The sequence below is a fragment of the Burkholderia sp. 8Y genome, from assembly GCF_902506145.1.
GTDB lineage: Bacteria > Pseudomonadota > Gammaproteobacteria > Burkholderiales > Burkholderiaceae > Caballeronia.
Genome location: NZ_LR733519.1, coordinates 807947 through 824460, shown reverse-complemented (window position 1 = coordinate 824460; position 16514 = coordinate 807947). Strand labels below are relative to the sequence as shown.

General features: G+C 65.8%; 11 protein-coding genes. 10 read left to right on the top strand and 1 reads right to left on the bottom strand.

Translation table 11 applies throughout. The annotated features are described in order from the left end of the window. The first annotated feature begins 85 nt into the window (after window positions 1-85). Both GV035_RS03535 and GV035_RS03530 read left to right on the top strand, forming a co-directional pair. Window positions 86-1363 (top strand): glycosyltransferase, encoded by a 1278-nt coding sequence (locus GV035_RS03535; protein ID WP_159833432.1) that lies wholly within the window; start codon window positions 86-88, stop codon window positions 1361-1363. Window positions 1364-1504: 141 nt separating this feature from the next. Then, complete coding sequence (locus GV035_RS03530; RefSeq protein WP_159833430.1) at window positions 1505-2365, top strand: ATP-grasp fold amidoligase family protein; 861 nt, start codon at window positions 1505-1507, stop codon at window positions 2363-2365. A gap of 17 nt (window positions 2366-2382) precedes the next feature. On the opposite strand, the gene GV035_RS29020 is transcribed toward GV035_RS03530, so the two are convergent. After that, window positions 2383-2742: a molybdopterin cofactor-binding domain-containing protein gene (locus GV035_RS29020; protein WP_201303896.1), complete on the bottom strand. Its 360-nt coding sequence runs from the start codon at window positions 2740-2742 to the stop codon at window positions 2383-2385. Window positions 2743-2792: 50 nt separating this feature from the next. On the opposite strand from GV035_RS29020, the gene GV035_RS29015 reads away from it, so the two are divergent. The 8 genes from GV035_RS29015 to GV035_RS03490 all read left to right on the top strand — a co-directional run bounded on the left by GV035_RS29015 (window position 2793) and on the right by GV035_RS03490 (window position 16444). Next, a complete protein-coding gene (locus tag GV035_RS29015; protein WP_201303895.1) occupies window positions 2793-3098 on the top strand; it encodes a hypothetical protein in 306 nt (101 codons plus the stop codon). Window positions 3099-3515: 417 nt separating this feature from the next. Continuing rightward, window positions 3516-3971, top strand: a complete 456-nt coding sequence (gene bcsD, locus GV035_RS03520; protein ID WP_159833428.1) for a cellulose biosynthesis protein BcsD — start codon at window positions 3516-3518, stop codon at window positions 3969-3971. 122 nt (window positions 3972-4093) lie between these two features. Beyond that, complete coding sequence (gene bcsP, locus GV035_RS03515; RefSeq protein WP_159833426.1) at window positions 4094-4786, top strand: cellulose biosynthesis protein BcsP; 693 nt, start codon at window positions 4094-4096, stop codon at window positions 4784-4786. Then, entirely contained in the window at window positions 4783-5571 is a 789-nt protein-coding gene (gene bcsQ, locus GV035_RS03510; protein WP_159833424.1) for a cellulose biosynthesis protein BcsQ, read from the top strand. Before bcsP ends, bcsQ begins: the two co-directional genes overlap by 4 nt. Continuing rightward, window positions 5568-7784: a UDP-forming cellulose synthase catalytic subunit gene (gene bcsA, locus GV035_RS03505; protein ID WP_159833422.1), complete on the top strand. Its 2217-nt coding sequence runs from the start codon at window positions 5568-5570 to the stop codon at window positions 7782-7784. The genes bcsQ and bcsA overlap by 4 nt, the downstream gene beginning before the upstream one ends. Continuing rightward, window positions 7784-10273, top strand: coding sequence for a cellulose biosynthesis cyclic di-GMP-binding regulatory protein BcsB (gene bcsB, locus GV035_RS03500; RefSeq protein WP_159833420.1), 2490 nt, complete (start codon window positions 7784-7786; stop codon window positions 10271-10273). Before bcsA ends, bcsB begins: the two co-directional genes overlap by 1 nt. Window position 10274: 1 nt before the next feature. Continuing rightward, a complete protein-coding gene (bcsZ, locus tag GV035_RS03495; RefSeq protein ID WP_159833418.1) occupies window positions 10275-11426 on the top strand; it encodes a cellulose synthase complex periplasmic endoglucanase BcsZ in 1152 nt (383 codons plus the stop codon). After that, window positions 11420-16444 (top strand): cellulose synthase subunit BcsC-related outer membrane protein, encoded by a 5025-nt coding sequence (locus GV035_RS03490; protein WP_159833416.1) that lies wholly within the window; start codon window positions 11420-11422, stop codon window positions 16442-16444. The genes bcsZ and GV035_RS03490 overlap by 7 nt, the downstream gene beginning before the upstream one ends. The last annotated feature ends 70 nt before the right edge of the window (window positions 16445-16514 follow it).

The following is a 16514-nucleotide window of genomic DNA, read 5'->3' as shown; positions in this document are numbered from 1 at the left end:
CGCAGTGTTTATCGTTTATCGGCATGACATTCATCGTCATGCGAAGCGAGTGCGCCTTGCGTGACCACACGACCAAGGGTAGCCGATGCGAATCGCATTTATCGTCGACAAGTTGCCGGTACCTTCCGAAACGTTCGTTCTTCGTCAGATGCAAGGCTTCGCAGAGCGTGGGCACGAAGTGTCCGTCCTCGCGGCGAAGTACGACGATTCGGCAGTCAATCCCATGCGTGGACGCGTGGCGTTACGTGTCTTCCGGCAAGACGTCAGCATGCTGCGCCACTCCATGCTATGCGCGAAACTCGGCGCGCTCGCGTGCATCGACGACAAGGGGCGCAGGCGCTTGTCCGTCGCCCTTCGCGCGGCGGCGACCGGCTGCCGCTCCGCGTTCATCGACATCGTGTCGGGCGGCGATACCGCAGGCGTCGATTTCGATGTCGTGATCGCGCACTTCGGCCCGATCGGCGTGCGCGCCATGTATCTGCAGGAAGCGGGCCTCTTGAGCGGCCCCATCGTCACCATCTTTCATGGCGCGGATATGAGCGAACAGGCGGTCGTCGATCGATGGCTGCCGCATTACCGGCGCCTTTTTCGTCAGAGCCCGCTTTTGCTTCCGATCAGTAACCTCTGGAGAAACCGGCTGATCGAATGGGGAGCGCCCGAATCGCGAACCAAGGTTCATCACGTGGGCGTCGAAGTGCATCGGTTGACGGCGCAGGCGAGTGACCGGCCTGTTCATCGGCCGCTGAAGGTATTGAGCGTCGCCCGATTCACCGAAAAAAAAGGACTCGCGTACGCGATCGAAGGCGTGCGCGATTGCAAGCATCCGGTGCATTTCAACCTGATCGGCTTTGGACCGCTCGAAAGCGAGCTGCGCCGCGCCGCTTCGTCCAGTGCGAACGAGATCAACTTCCTCGGAAAATGCACGCACGAACGCGTCTTCGAGGAACTCGCGACGGCAGACGTTTTCCTGCTGCCATCCGTTGTGGCAAGCAACGGCGACATGGAAGGCATCCCGGTGTCGATCATGGAAGCCATGGCGATGGGTGTACTCGTCGTCGCGACCCGGCATAGTGGAATACCGGAACTGGTGACGCACGGCGAGACGGGTCTTCTTGTCGACGAGCGTTCCGCGACCGGCATCGCGGATGCGCTCTCCGCGATCGTCGAGGGCAAGGTCGATATCGAGGCGATCCGGACCAACGCCCGTCGCAAGGTCGAGAACGACTTCAACGGTCGAACGCTCGATGCTGACCTCGAACGACTTCTCATTCGAACGCTTGGGTGGTCAATGTCTGCTAACGGCAAAACGCGCGAATTGCATTGCGACAAACTCGCAATCGGTTGCGACCGCCCGCCCACCTAGCTTCTGTTTCCGGTCTGAACCATCGCGCGTCGAGCTTCGCTGCCGCGTTGCGTCGGGTCAAAAATCCAAGATTCGTCATCGTGCGTTGCGATCCGAAGTGAGCGAGCGTTTCGATCGACCGCTGATGATGGAGGCAAATGAATGACCGCCAGAAAATTGCTCATTCACGGTCTCAAATATTGTTTGCCCGACAAGGTGTTGTTGAGCCTTTATCATCGTCGCCGAATCGGCCGCTTTCCGAATCTGCGCAATCCCGCGACGTTCAACGAGAAAGTCCTGCAACGCTGCCTCGCGCCGGACCCGCGTTATACCGATCTCTCCGACAAGCTCAAGGTCCGCGCCTATGTCGCCGGCAAAATCGGTGAAAAGTATCTGATTCCGCTGATCGCCGCGCCGTCGTCTTTCACGCCGCGCGAATTCGACGCGCTTCCGTCGTCCTTCGTGATGAAAGCGAATCACGGCTGCGGCTTCGTGAAGATCGTCAGGGACAAACGCGAGACTTCATTCGAGGCGCTCGATGCGCTGGCGCAGCGTTGGTTATCGACGAACTTCTTCACGGTGGCGAGAGAACGGCACTATCAACCCATTGAGCGGCACATTCTTTTTGAAAAGCTCCTGCTGGGCCCGGAGAAAAAGGTGCCGCCCGATATCAAGATTCATGTTTTCAATCGGGATGCCGCCAATCCGCAGATCTTCATTCTCGTCATCTCGGATCGCTTCGAAGGACATCCACGCGGCGATATCTACGACGCGCAGTGGAACCGGCTCGATATCAAAATGGGCCACTACGGGCGCAGCGAGAAGCCCGCGCCGCCTCCAGAGAATCTCGACGAACTGCTATGGGTCGCGCGCACTCTGGCGAGCGATTTCGACTTCGTGCGCGTGGACCTCTACAACGTAGACAATACCATTTACTTCGGCGAACTAACGTTCACGCCGGGAGCCGGATTGTTCCCGTTGACGCCCGACAGCGTGGACTACGAGTGGGGAAGCCTGATGTAACTCGAAAGGCGTTTCGCTCACAGCAAGTCCTCGATACGGATCGGCAATTCGCGCACGCGCCGCCCGGTCGCATGCCACACGGCATTGGCAATAGCCGCGTTCACGCCGACGATACCGATTTCCCCCAGCCCTTTCACGCCGAGCGGATTCACCTGCGTATCGGTTTCCGGCAGCATGATGACGTCGATCTCGCCGACATCCGCATTCGCCGCAATCAGATACTCGCTGATGTTGTCGCTCATATAGCGCGCATGCCGCGCATCGATTTCGGTCGCTTCGAGCAAGGCCGCGCCGAAGCCCCAGATCATGCCGCCCATGTACTGGCTATGCGCCGTGAGCGGATTGACGATGGTGCCCGACGCGAACGCGCCCACCATGCGCGCGACGCGATCTCGCGCGTCGGACGATGCACGCGCACTTCCACGAAATGCGCGCCGAACGCATACGCCGTGGCGTCGTCGCGCTGATGGCCCCGCAGGATCGGCAGTTTGCCCGCGCGCAGCGTGTCCATCGCGTCGGGCTCGAGTCCGTGCGGAATGTGCGCGCTTTCGGCGATGACGATCTCGCCGCCCATACGCACGACCGCATCGTGCAAGGGCTCGGAGGCGTCGCCGGCCACGAGACGGTCAACGCGAACGCCATGCACTGCGGGTCGCGGCCCATCAGCGGCCCGGCCAGCGCACGCGCGAGCGTGTCGCGCCTGCTTCCGCCCTGGGCGCCTTTTCAGTCGTGACGACGATAAAACTATCGTTCGCCAAGCCCGAGTAATTAATGCCGCCTAGGTCAATCGGTATGAAATAACACCCGCTGCGCGTGAGTTCGGCCCATTAACGAGATGGTACACTGCCGCCGCCGCGAAGCCCGGCGCACGTCCAGCCGTTCATAGAGAGAGTTTGTTCAACTTACGTTCAGGCAACGAGTGCGCGACTTTCCGAACGCGCGGTTCGCGACGCCTTTTCGCGGAGCCGACAAAAACAACCGCTAGTCTTTCCACTGGCGAAAAAAAACGCATTGAAGTAAGTTCTGGCGGGTAATCGCGCCTGGACAGACGCCCGAATCGGTGCTCGCACGCTAAAGCAATCTCCCGCGAGGACGACAACGAGTTCGAGCATCCCACGCGCTGTCGCTTGCGCCTGCCTAACGAAAAAACATGGCCGCTATCTTCGAGTACCTGTTGGACAGTCAGATCTCCAGGCAATGGCGCGGCGTGCTGGCCGCGCTCGCGGCCGAGTTCGAAGCGCAGATCGGCCATGCCGAATTGCGTGAGTTGATGCATCGCGTGGGCAGCCGCTTCGCCGAGGCTCACGCCCTGCCGCGCTGCGATTCGACCTCCGCGCTCGCGGACGCGCTCAACGCGCTCTGGCGGGACACGGACTGGGGCTTCGTCGAACTCTCCGACGAGCGCGACCATCTGCGCATCGTGCATTACTGCGCGCCGCTGCCGGCTTTCGGCGAAAGCGCGCTCGCATGGACGCCCGCGTTCCTCGAAGGCGCGTATCAGCAGTGGCTCGCCGGGCTCGGCGCGCAAGGGCTCGCCATCCGGCAGGCCAGCGAATTCGGCGACGACGCCGCCATCGAATTCAGGCTCGCGCGCGCCACGTTCTGAGCCTAGCGTCGCAGTACTTATGACCGCTGCCACGATGCAGCGGCATCGACCGCCCTGATCGGCGGATCAAAACAAGCAGGACCGGCCAGGCATCACGAAAGGCACGACGAGGAAGCGGCATCATGAGTAATTCGCGCGACATCGAGAAGCTGTTCGATCATTTCGGCGGCAACGCAGGCGATTATCAGGAAATCGGCCGGGAGAACGAGGCGCAGTCGGCCCGGACCCGCTGGCCGCTGCTCGCGACGCTCGACTTCGCGCAGCCGGCGATTCCCGAGATCGCGCGACGCCACGACGCGCCGGCGCTGTCGAACGGACCGTCGGGCGAACCGGCCCACGCTCAGCCCGCATCGACGCCGATTCATCCCGGCAAGCGGCAGCTTTTCATGCGTACGCATCGCCGGACGATTCCGCCCGTCAATCCGCCCGCCGCGGAATCGCTGAGCGCATTTCGCTTCTCGGCGACGGCCGATTTGGCGTCGCCGGAGACAGGAATGATTCCGGATTCAACCTCCGTCACCGCTGCGCCGATTCCGCCGACGTCGCACGAAGCCACGACGCTCAGGCCGGAACCCGCGCGGCGCGCCCCTGCTCACATGCCGCCGAGCGAGCCCAAGCCCGCGCCCGCCGCGCCGCAGTCGATCCTCGGCAAGCTCTTCAAGCCGCAAGCCGGGCCCGCGACAAACGCACCCGCGGATTCGCTCGATGCCGTCTTCGAGCGCCTGCGCCACGCCGGCCGCCCGGCCAACGAACCTACGAACACGCAGGCAAGCGCGGGCCACGCGACGCGCGCCGGCCGCCTCCCACGCCTATGAGAGTCATCACGGTTGTTTCCGCGAAAGGCGGCGTCGGCAAGACGACGCTCGCCGCCAATCTCGCTTCGGTGCTCGCCGCGCGCAATCGCCGCGTGATCGTGCTCGACCTCGATCCGCAGAACGCGCTGCGTCTGCATTTCGGCATTCCGCTCGACAGCATCGACGGCATTTCGCGCGCGACGCTTAGCCGCGATCCGTGGCAAACGGTGATGTTCGACGGCGTCGACGGCGTCACCGTGCTGCCCTACGGCGCCGTGACCGAGGACGACCGCCGCCGCTTCGAGGCGCTCGTCGATAGCGATCCGTCGTGGCTCGCGCGTTCGCTCGATGCGCTCGCGCTGGATGCAAACGACATCGTGATCGTCGATACGCCGCCGGGCTCGTCCGTCTACACGCGCACCGCGCTCACGGCGGCGAACTTCGCGCTGAACGTGGTGCTGGCGGACGCGGCATCGTACGCGGCGATCCCCGGCATGGAGCGCATGGTCGATGCCTACGCCGCGCCGCGTCCAGACTTCGCGGGTCAGGGCTACGTCGTGAATCAGGTCGATCAGTCGCGGCAGTTGAGCAAGGACGTGCTCAAGGTGCTGCGCAACATGCTCGGCGCGAAGCTGTTCCCGGGCGTCATCCATCAGGACGAAGGCGTGTCCGAATCGCTCGCGTGCGACACGACGGCCATCCACTACGATCCGCTGTCGCAAGCCGCCGCCGATCTGCGCGCCTGCGGCGACTGGCTGCTTGCCGCCGTCGATGCGATGGCCGCTTCGTCGAGGAAGCTCGCATGAGTTTCGCCAAGATCCCGTCGCCTGAAACCGAGGTCAGCGTCGCGACTTCGCGGCTCGAACGTTTCGTCGATGCAGGCATCTGGGGCAGCCGCATTCTTGTCGTCGCGCTCACGCTGTTCGCCGCGTTCGCTCTGTACTTCGTCGTCACGGTGCCGCTCGCGTTCGGCCAGCAGCTTGCGTTCGCAACGCTCTGCTTCGCCTGCGCGCTCGGCTTTCGGCGCCTGCAAGGCCAATACGCGACGCTCGTGATGATCATGCTGTCGATCGTCGCGTCGGGCCGCTACATGTTCTGGCGTCTCACCGAAACGACGTACTGGGAGCGCCCGCTCGACGCCGCGTGGGGCCTCCTGCTCGTCGCGGCCGAAGTCTACGCGTCGCTCGTGCTGCTACTCGGTTACTTTCAGACCGCGTGGCCGCTGAAAAGAAAGCCGCTGCCGCTGCCCGCCGACCGCAGCCAGTGGCCGACCGTCGATGTCTTCATCCCGACCTACAACGAGCCGCTCTCGGTCGTGAAGCCGACGATCTACGCGGCGCTTGCGCTCGACTATCCGGCGGACAAGCTCGCGATCCACGTGCTCGACGACGGCCGCCGCCCCGAATTCAAGACGTTTTGCGAGGAAGCCGGCGTCAACTGGACGATCCGCACGCATAACCGGCACGCGAAGGCGGGCAATATCAACGAGGCGTTGAAGATCACGAAGGGCGAATTTCTCGCGATCTTCGACTGCGACCACATTCCGACGCGCTCTTTCCTGCAGGTCTGCCTCGGCTGGTTCCTGCGCGACAAGCTGCTGTCGATGCTGCAGACGCCGCACCACTTCTTCTCGCCCGATCCGTTCGAGCGCAATCTCGGCACGTTCCGCAAGGTGCCGAACGAAGGCGAGTTGTTCTACGGCCTCGTGCAGGACGGCAACGATCTCTGGAACGCGACCTTCTTCTGCGGCTCGTGCGCGGTGCTGCGCCGCTCGATGGTGGAAGAGATCGGCGGCATCGCGGTCGAAACCGTGACGGAAGACGCGCATACCGCGCTCAAGCTGCATCGGCTCGGCTATACGACCGCGTATCTCGCGATTCCGCAGGCGGCGGGCCTCGCCACCGAAAGCCTGTCCGGGCATATCGGGCAGCGCATCAGATGGGCGCGCGGCATGACGCAGATCTTTCGCATCGACAATCCGCTCACCGGCAAGGGTCTCAAGATCGGCCAGCGGCTCTGTTACCTCAACGGCATGCTGCACTTCTTTTATGGCGTGCCGCGTCTCGTGTTTCTCACCGCGCCGCTGTCGTATCTCTTCTTCGGCGCGCACGTGATCGAAGCGGCGGCGAGCACCATCGCCATCTTCGCATTGCCGCACATGATGCACGCGAGCATCACGAATTCGCGCATGCAGCGCAGCTTCCGCCATTCGTTCTGGGCCGAGGTGTACGAGTCGGTGCTGGCGTCCTACATCACCGCGCCGACGCTGCTCGCGGTCATCAACCCGAAGCTCGGCAAGTTCAACGTGACGGCCAAGGGCGGCCAGATCGCGAAGGATTACTTCGACTGGACCATCTCGCGGCCGTATCTCTTTCTGTTGCTGCTGAACCTGCTCGGCTTCATCGCGGGCATCGTGCATATAGGCATGAACTGGCACGTGCGCAGCGAAGTGAACACGACGCTGCTCAACCTCTGCTGGACGATCTACAACATGCTGATTCTCGGTGCGTCGGTGGCGGCGGCGAGCGAGCGCAAGCAGGTGCGCGCGACGCATCGCGTGTCGATGAAGATGCCCGTCATGCTCAAGTTCTCGACCGGGCGCACGCTCGCGTGCGAGACCATCGACTATTCGGAAGGCGGCGTGGGCGTCGCGCTGCCGGCAAAGATCGAAGTGCCGATGCACGAGCGCGTGACCGTTTCCCTCTTTCGCGGCGACGAGGAATACGCGTTCCCCGCGACCGTCGGCTATACCGAGCCGGGCCGCGTCGGCCTGCGCTTCTCCGAACTGACGCGCGACCAGGAATACGACTTCGTCAAGACGACGTTCGCGCGCGCGGATGCCTGGACCGGCTGGTCCGAGGGACGCCGCCCGGATACACCGCTGCGCGGCCTCTCGCATGTGCTGCTGGTCGGCACGCGCGGCATCGCGGGATTGTTCGAGCATTTGTACGGCGACCTTCGTAGCTGGATGGACAAGCGCCCAGTCGATGTGAAGAAGCTGAAAACCAAAGACCAATAATGGGCATGGGTATGTCGAAGTTCCGCGTCGAAAAACACACGGGCGAGCGCGCGCCGCGTTTTTGCGAAACCCGTTTCGCGCGTGCATTGGCCGTCTTCGTGGCCTTGCAGACCGCGTTCGCGGCGCCGTTCGCGTCCCTCGCGGCGGCTGCGCAAAGCACATCGCCGGCGGGCGGCACGCAGCAGGCGACCGGCGTTGGCGCCGTCCCCGCGCCCGGTCCGGCCGTCGTCTACAACCCCGCCGCGATCCAGCAGCCGGCGCTCGCGATGCCCGTTCCCGCGTTCTCCGGCAGGCCCGACAACCCGCTCACCTCGCGCATCCCGACGACCGCCGATCCCGGCACGCTGGTGCCCGGCGGCCGCCGCCAGACGCTGACCTTTGCCGATTACGGCGCGCTCGATCCGCTGCAACTGCGCGGCACGGACGGCCAGAACGGCATCGCGTTCTCGGTGCGCGGCGATGAAGTCGTGACCGGCGCGATCCTGCATCTGATCTACAGCTATTCGCCGTCGCTGTTGCCGTCGATCTCGCAACTGAAGGTGCTCATCAACGGCGAAGTGGCCGCGACGCTGCCGGTGCCGCACGATCAGGCGGGCACGCTCGTCGCGCGCGACGTGGCGATCGATCCGCGTTTCATCACCGAGTTCAATCACCTGAACGTGCAGTTGATCGGGCATTACACGCAGCAGTGCGAAGACCCGTCGAACTCGACGCTGTGGGCGACCGTCAGCAACGCGAGTTCGCTCGATCTCACGTATGCGTCGATTGCGGGCAAGCCCGATCTCGCCGCGTTGCCGCTGCCCTTTTTCGACCGCCGCGACGTGCGCCGCCTCGAACTGCCGTTCGTGTTCGCGGGCAAGCCTAGTCTCGCCGCGCTGGAGTCGGCAGGCATGGTCGCGTCGTACTTCGGCTCGCTCGCGGGCTATCGCGGCGCGATCTTCCCGGCGCAGACCGACAACGTGCCGCTGTCGGGTAACGCCGTCGTGTTCGCCGTCGGCGATGCGAAAGTCGCGGGCGTTGCTATCCCGCCGGTCTCCGGTCCGACGATCGCGCTCGTCGAACGCGACGCGAACGCGCGTGGGCGTCTGCTGCTCGTGCTCGGGCGCGACGACAACGAGCTGAAGACCGCCGCGAAGGCGCTGGGCGTCGGCCAGAACGCGCTCTCCGGCACGAGCGCGACCATCACGCAGTTCAACGACCTGCAACCCCGCCGCCCGTACGACGCGCCGAACTGGCTGCCGACGGAACGCCCCGTGCGTTTCGGCGAACTGGCGGAAGCGCGCGATCTGACCGCGCAAGGCTACGACGCCGACGCCGTGCGCGTGAACCTGCGCGTGCCGCCCGATCTCTTCATGTGGCAGACGAAGGGCGTGCCTGTCGATCTTCGCTATCGCTATACGGTGCGGCCGGCGCCGGACCGTTCGTCGCTCAATATCAGCGTGAACAACGGCTTCGTGCAGTCGCTGCGCATTCCGGCCGTGTCCACGTCGACGTTCGATCTCGCCACGTATTTCAGCCGCGTGCTGCCGGACAAGACCGTTGCCGCGCGCCGCGAGGTTTTTCTGCCGCCGCTCCTCATCACGCCGCGCGCGCAGTTGCGCCTGCACTTCTACTACGACATTCCGAAGACCGGCGAATGCCAGGGCCGCGTGCTGGATAACGTCGTCGGCGCGGTGGATCCGAATTCGACCATCGACCTGTCCGGCTTCCCGCACTACATGGCGCTGCCCGATCTGGCCGCGTTCGCCAACGGCGGCTTTCCGTTCACGCGCATGGCTGACCTTTCAGAGACGGCGGTCGTGCTGCCGAACGAGCCGAACTCCGCCGACTACAGCCTGTATCTGCTCGAAATGGGCCGCATGGGCGCATCGACGGGTTATCCGGTGACGGGCGTGACCGTGACGAGCGCGAACGATGTCGACCGCTTCGCCGACAAGGACTTGCTGATCCTCGGCTCGCCGGGCCGCCAGCCTTTGCTGCAACGCTGGGCCAAGCAGATGCCCTTCTCGGGCGACGGCGACGCGCGCACTTTCCAGTTGTCGGACGTCGCGTTCAAGCTCGTCGACTGGTGGCATGGCGAGCAAGGCCCGGAACGCTCGCCCGCGCGGGCGGACCTTTCGCTCGTGAGTTCGAGCGGCGACGCGCTCCTGACCGGCTTCGAATCGCCGCTCAAGAGCGGGCGCAGCGCGGTGGCGCTCATTAGCGCGGCGGGCCAGTCCGATGCCGATCTCTCGGCCGCCCTGCTCGACAACGACCTGCTGCCGTCGATTCAAGGCGCGATGGCCGTGATCCACGGCCGCACGGTGACGGTCACGTCGAACGGCGAAGCGTATTACGTCGGCCATCTGTCGCCGATGCATTACATGCGCTGGGCGCTGTCGTCGCACCCGCTGCTGCTGGTGGTCGCGGGCTTGCTGGCCTCGCTCATCATCGCCGCCCTGTTCTATCGCGCGCTGCGCTCCATCGCCGCGCGGCGTCTGAGGGACTGACATGCGGCTATCGACAGCCAAACTCTGCGCCGGCGCGGTCGTCGCGGCGGCGGCCACCGGCGCGCAGGCCGCGCAGCCGTGCGACTGGCCCGCGTATCGCCTCTTCGTCGAGCGCGTCGTGCAGGCCGACGGCCGCGTGATCGACCGCTCGACCGACACGCAGCAAACCACGTCCGAAGGACAGTCCTACGCGATGTTCTTCGCGCTCGTCGCGAACGACCGCGCGACGTTCGACCGCGTGCTCAACTGGACGCGCACGAACCTGTCAGCCAACCAGTTCGATGCGGCCAGCCTGCGCCTGCCCGGGTGGCAATGGGGCAAGCGGCAGGACGGCTCGTTCGGCGTGATGGATGCGAACTCCGCCTCCGATTCCGACCTGTGGATCGCCTACGACCTCTTTCAGGCCGGCCGCCTCTGGAAAGAGCCGGCGTACACGAAGCTCGCCTACGCACTCGCGACGCAGATCGTGAAGCAGGAAGTCGTCGATCTACCGGGCCTCGGTCCGATGCTGCTGCCGGGACCGCAAGGCTTTCGCACGGGCAATGTCACGCGCCTGAATCCGAGCTATCTGCCGCTGCCGGTCTTGCGCGGCCTCGCGCATGAGATGCCCGACGGCCCGTGGACGAAGCTCGCGCAGAACGCCGCGAAGATGATCCGGGTCACGTCGCCGCGCGGCTATGCGCCGGACTGGGCGGCGTATCAGGCAGGCGCGAACGGCCAGTTCGTCGTCGATCCGAAGAACGGCGATGTCGGCAGCTACGATGCGATCCGCGTCTATCTGTGGGCCGGCATGGCGTCGATGAGCGATCCGCTCGCGCGTCCGTGGCTCGACGCGCTCGGCGGCATGCGCCAAAGCGTCGCGCAAACGGGCTTTGCGCCCGAGAAAGTGTCGACCATGAGCGGCGCGGCGAGCGGCGAAGGTCCGCTCTCGTACTGGGGCGCGCTCGCGCCGTACTTCAAGGCGCTGAACGACGAACGCGGCCTCGGGCTCGCGCGCACGCATCTCGAAGCATTGGCCGCGCCGCCGGGCGCGGGCCGCGAGCCGGTCTACTACGACCGCGTGCTTGGGCTTTTTGGCGGCGGTTTCATCGACGGGCGCTATCGCTTCGACGAAAACGGCCGGCTCGTGCCGACCTGGAGAAGCGCATGCTGATCCGGACTCGCAAACGCGTGATCGCTGCGCTCCTGTGCGCCGCGCCGGCGATGGCCCTCGCGCAGGCCGCGACGACCGATCCGCTCACCGTGCTCATCGATCAGGGCAAATACTGGCAGGCGCACAAGCGCGGCGACCTCGCGGAGCAGGCGTGGCAGAAAGTGCTGCGCATCAATCCGAAGCAGCCGGATGCGCTGTTCGGCATGGGCATGGTGCTCGCCGACCGCAAGGACGGCAGCGGCGCGCAGCAATACCTCGCGCAGTTGCGTCAGGCCGCGCCGAACTATCCGAATATCGATGAACTGGGCCGGCGTCTCGGCGAAACCAGTTCTCGCGACCAGACCGTGAACGACGCGCGGCGCCTCGCGCAAAGCGGACAAAGCGCGTCGGCGGTGCAGGAATACAAGCGCGCGATCGAAGGCAAGCCCGCCACGCCCGAATTGCAGCTCGAGTATTACCAGGCGCTCGCCGCCACGCCGCAAGGCTGGGACGAGGGGCGTCGCGGCCTCGAACAACTCGCGCGCCAGAATCCCGACGATCCGCGCTATCAGCTCGCGTATGCGCAGCATCTGACGTACCGCGACACGACGCGGCGCGACGGCATCGCACGGCTCGCGAAGCTGTCGGGCGACAGTACGGTCGGCGCGGAGGCTAAAAAAAGCTGGCGGCAGGCGCTGTTGTGGCTCGGGGCGCGTGCATCGGATGCGCCGCTTTATCAGGCGTATCTGCAAGTCTCGCCGGGCGATGCCGCCGTGAAGGCCCGCTTCGATTCGATGGTGCAGCAGGACAAGTCCGCCCGCGAACGCGCACAGGCCGACGCCGCCGTCGATGCGCGCGGGCGCACTGTCGCGGAAGGCTTCGCCGCGCTGGATCGCGGCGATCTCGTGACGGCGCGCGCGCGCTTTTCGTCGGTGCTGGCAAGCGATCCGAACGACGCCGACGCGCTCGGCGGCACGGGCGTCGCGGAGCTAAAGCAGGAGCATTTCGGGGAAGCGCGCTCGTACCTCGAACGCGCATCGCGGGCCGGCAATGCGGCGCGCTGGAAGGACGCGCTCATGAGCGCGACGTACTGGACCTATACGAGCGATGCCATCGGCGCGCGCAGCAATGGCCAGATCGCGCAGGCGAAGGCGCTGTTCGAGCGCGCCATCGCGATCAATCCGTCCGATGTCACCGCCCAGGTGCTGCTCGGCGAAATGCTGCTTGCGAACGGCGATCCGCGCGGCGCGGAAGCCGCGTATCGCATGGCGCTGCGCCGCCAGTCGGACAATCCCGATGCCATTCGCGGGCTGGTCGGCGCGCTGGCCGCGGAAGGCCGCGGCGACGAGGCGCTCGAATTCGCCAACAAGCTCAACACGGAACAGCAGGCGAAGGCCGGCGGCATCAACACGCTGCGCGGGCAAGCGCAGGCCGCGCAGGCGCGCGCCGCCGAAGCGCGCGGCGATCTCGGCACGGCGCGCAGTCTTTTCGAAGACGCGCTGCTCAACCTGCCCGACGATCCGTGGCTGCGGCTCGACCTCGCGCGCATCTACGTGCGTCAGGGCGCGGTCGGCAATGCGCGCAGCATGATGGATGGCCTGCTCGCCACGCATCCCGACATGACCGACGCGCTCTACGCGAGCGCGCTGCTTTCCGCCGAAACGCAGGACTGGTCCGCCGGTCTCGCGCAGCTCGATCGCGTGCCGCAGGCGAAGCGCACGTCCGCGATGACGGCGTTACAGCATCGCCTGTGGGTGCATCAGCAGGCGGAACTCGCGACGCGCGCCGCCGCTGCCGGTCAGACCCAGCAGGCGTTCGCGATCCTGCGCCGCGCGGAGCCGGTCGCGGCGGGCAACGCGGAACTGATGGGCGCGGTGGCGTCGGCGTACGTGAAGGCGGGCGATCCGTCGCGCGCGCTGTCGCTGATTCGCGGCGCGACGGCCAATGCGCCGGGCGATGTCGGCCTGCAACTGCAATACGCGGGCGTTCTGTCGGCGACGCATCAGGATGCCGAACTCGGCTTCGTCATGCGCCGTCTCGCCGCGACGCAGCTCAGCACGCAGCAGCGGCGCGACTTCGATGATCTGAACGTGGGAATCGTGATCGCGCAGGCGGATGCGGTGCGCAAGCAGGGCGACCTCGCCGCCGCGTACGACGTGATCGCGCCGTGGCTCGCCGCGACGCCCGACAACCCCGATCTGCAAGCGGCGCTTGGCCGCATGTACACCTCGGCGGGCGACGACCGCAATGCGTTGTCGTGCTATCGAAGCGCGCTCGCGCGTCGGCCGGACGATGTCGCGTTGCAGACCTCGGCGATGTCGGCGGCCAGCGGCGTGCGCGATTTCAAGCTGGCGGAATCGCTCGCGCATCAGGCGTACGAGGCCGCGCCGAACGATCCGGGCGTGCTTGCCGCCATCGGGCGGATGTATCGCGCAGAAGGCAAGCTCGACCTCGCCGCGCAGTTCCTGCAACGCTCACTCGTCGCGGCCAGCACGCCTGCGATGGCGCGCGCGGCAAGTCAAAGCGATCGCGTGCCGCGCGACTGGCAGGCCGCGATGAACCGCATCGGTTCGATGCCGCTGCCGGGCACCAATCCGTTCGAGGGCAAGACCGCCGTCGTTGCGACTGCGGCGGCGTCGGTCTCGTCGCCGCGCATCGGTAACAACGTAGGCGCGTATCGGCCCGTCACCACTCAGAGCTATCAGCAAGCCGTGCCGTCCTATCCGCCGCCCAATCAGCCTGATCCTGCGCCTTATGTCGCGCCTTATTCAGCGCCTTATGCCGTTCCGAATGCGGTTCCGTCGATGACACCCGGCGCACCGTCCGGCGCGCCTCGCTCCGCGACGAGCGGCGGTTATGGCGGTGCATCGGATAGCACAGGACAAGCGGGCGGACGGCGCGAGAGCGGCGGATATGGCGGCGGCGGTTATGGATCGGAGCAGTCGGGCGCTTATGTTGCGCCGAACGCACCGGCTTACGCGAATGGCTACGGCCCTGACGGCTACGGTGCGGCGCAATCGGGCGCTCGCTACGCGCCGCCCGCACACGCTTACGCCAACGGTTACGGCGCGGCGCAATCGCAAGCACCGGCTTATGCGAATGGCTACGGGCCGGATACCTACGCCGCAGCGCAATCGGGCGCTCGCTACGCGCCGCCCGCACCTGCTTACGCGAACGGCTACGGCCCCGATACCTACAGCGCGGCGCAGTCGGGCGCTTACTACGCGCCGCCCGCATCGGCTCAGGGTAACGGCTACGCCGCGGCGCAATCGGGTGCTCGCTACGTGCCGCAAGCACCGGCTTACGGCAACGGCTACGGACCCGACGGCTACGGCGCGGCGCAATCGGGCGCGCCGCTTCAGCCGTATCCCGGACAGGATGCGCCCGGATATCCCGCGCAGAGTTATCAGCGAGCGCCAGCGTATCAGCCGTATGCGCAGCAGGCTCCCGCTTACCAGTCAGCGCCGGACGGCTACGAAAGCTCGCCGTGGCCGATGTCCCCCGCCGCCCGCGATGCGCAAGCCAGCGCCTACGCACCGCAAGCAGCCGCGAGCGCCCCGGCCGGCAAGCGCACTGCGACGCGAAAGAGCGCGGCGAACAACGTGCGTCGCGCCGATCCGTACGCGTACGGACAGCAGGATTATCGGCAGCCCTATCAACAACCGTACCCGCAACAGCAGTACCCCCAGCAGCCCTACGTTCCGCAGCCGCCCGCTGGCTACGCGCAGCCCTACTATCCCGCGCAGCCGCAAGGCGCACAGCGCGCGGCGACGGCGGCATCGATGGGCGCCTCGGGATCGCCCGCGCCCATCGTAAATCCGCAGACCGTGGGCGTCGCGGAAGAACTGGCCGCGATCAATCGCGAGCAGGCGAGCACGATCACGGGCGGGGTGCTGTTCCGCAATCGCGACGGCGAGAACGGGCTATCGAACCTGACCGACATCGAGGCGCCGATCGAAGGCCGCATCAAGGCGGGCAACGGACATATCGTCGTGCGCGCGACGCCCGCCACGCTCGATGCCGGCACGGCGAGCAGCACAAACAACGCGCTCGCGCGATTCGGCGCGGGCGCGAGCAACAACCCGAGCACGGCGACGAACATCGTCAATCTGACCAACGATTTCGGCTCGCAGACGGCGTCGGGCGTGGGCCTGTCCGTCGGCTATGAAACCCGCAACATTCAGGCCGATGTTGGCACGACGCCGCTCGGATTTCGCGAAACGAACGTCGTCGGCGGGCTGCAGTATCAGAACGCCATCACGGACAAGGTGTCGTACTCGCTCGCCATCGCGCGGCGCGCCGTCACCGACAGCCTCTTGTCCTATGCCGGCGCCCGCGATGCAGGCGCGGCGCTCGAATGGGGCGGCGTGACATCGAGCGGTGCGCGCGCCGCGCTGGGCTGGGACGACAGCACGAACGGCGTCTACGTGAACGCGGCCTACCAGTTCATCGACGGCAAGAACGTCGCGACGAACAACGCGGTGAAGGGTGGCGGCGGCATCTATACGCGCATCATCAAGGATGCCGATCAGACGCTCACCATCGGCGCGAACACCACGCTGATGCATTACGACAAGAACCTCTCGTACTTCACCTACGGACAGGGCGGCTACTTCAGCCCGCAGCAGTACGTGATCCTGAACTTTCCGGTCGAATACATGGGCCGGCTCGGGATGTTCAGTTATGACGTGAAGGGATCGATCGGCGTGCAGCATTACCGGCAGGATGCGTCGAACTACTTCCCGACCGACGGCGCGCGGCAGTCAGCGGCTGCGCGTTCGCCGCTCAATCCGGACGCGGGCGCGGTTTATCCCGGTTCCAGCAAGACGGGCGTGTCGTACTCGCTCAACGCGACGGGCGAATATCAGCTCGCGCCGCAGCTCGCGTTCGGCGCGACGGCATCGTTCGGCAACGCGTATCAGTATCGCGAATGGCTCGCCGCCGTTTATGTGCGCTACAGCTTCACGCGTCAGGGCGGCGTGCAGGCGGTTTTCCCGCCGCAGGCGTTCAGTTCGCCGTATCTGTCGCTGGCGAATTGAGGGCGTGGGCGTGAAGGGGCTTCGCTGAGGCTCGCGGGAGCGGCATCGGCGAAGTGCTGGCTGGTTGAAC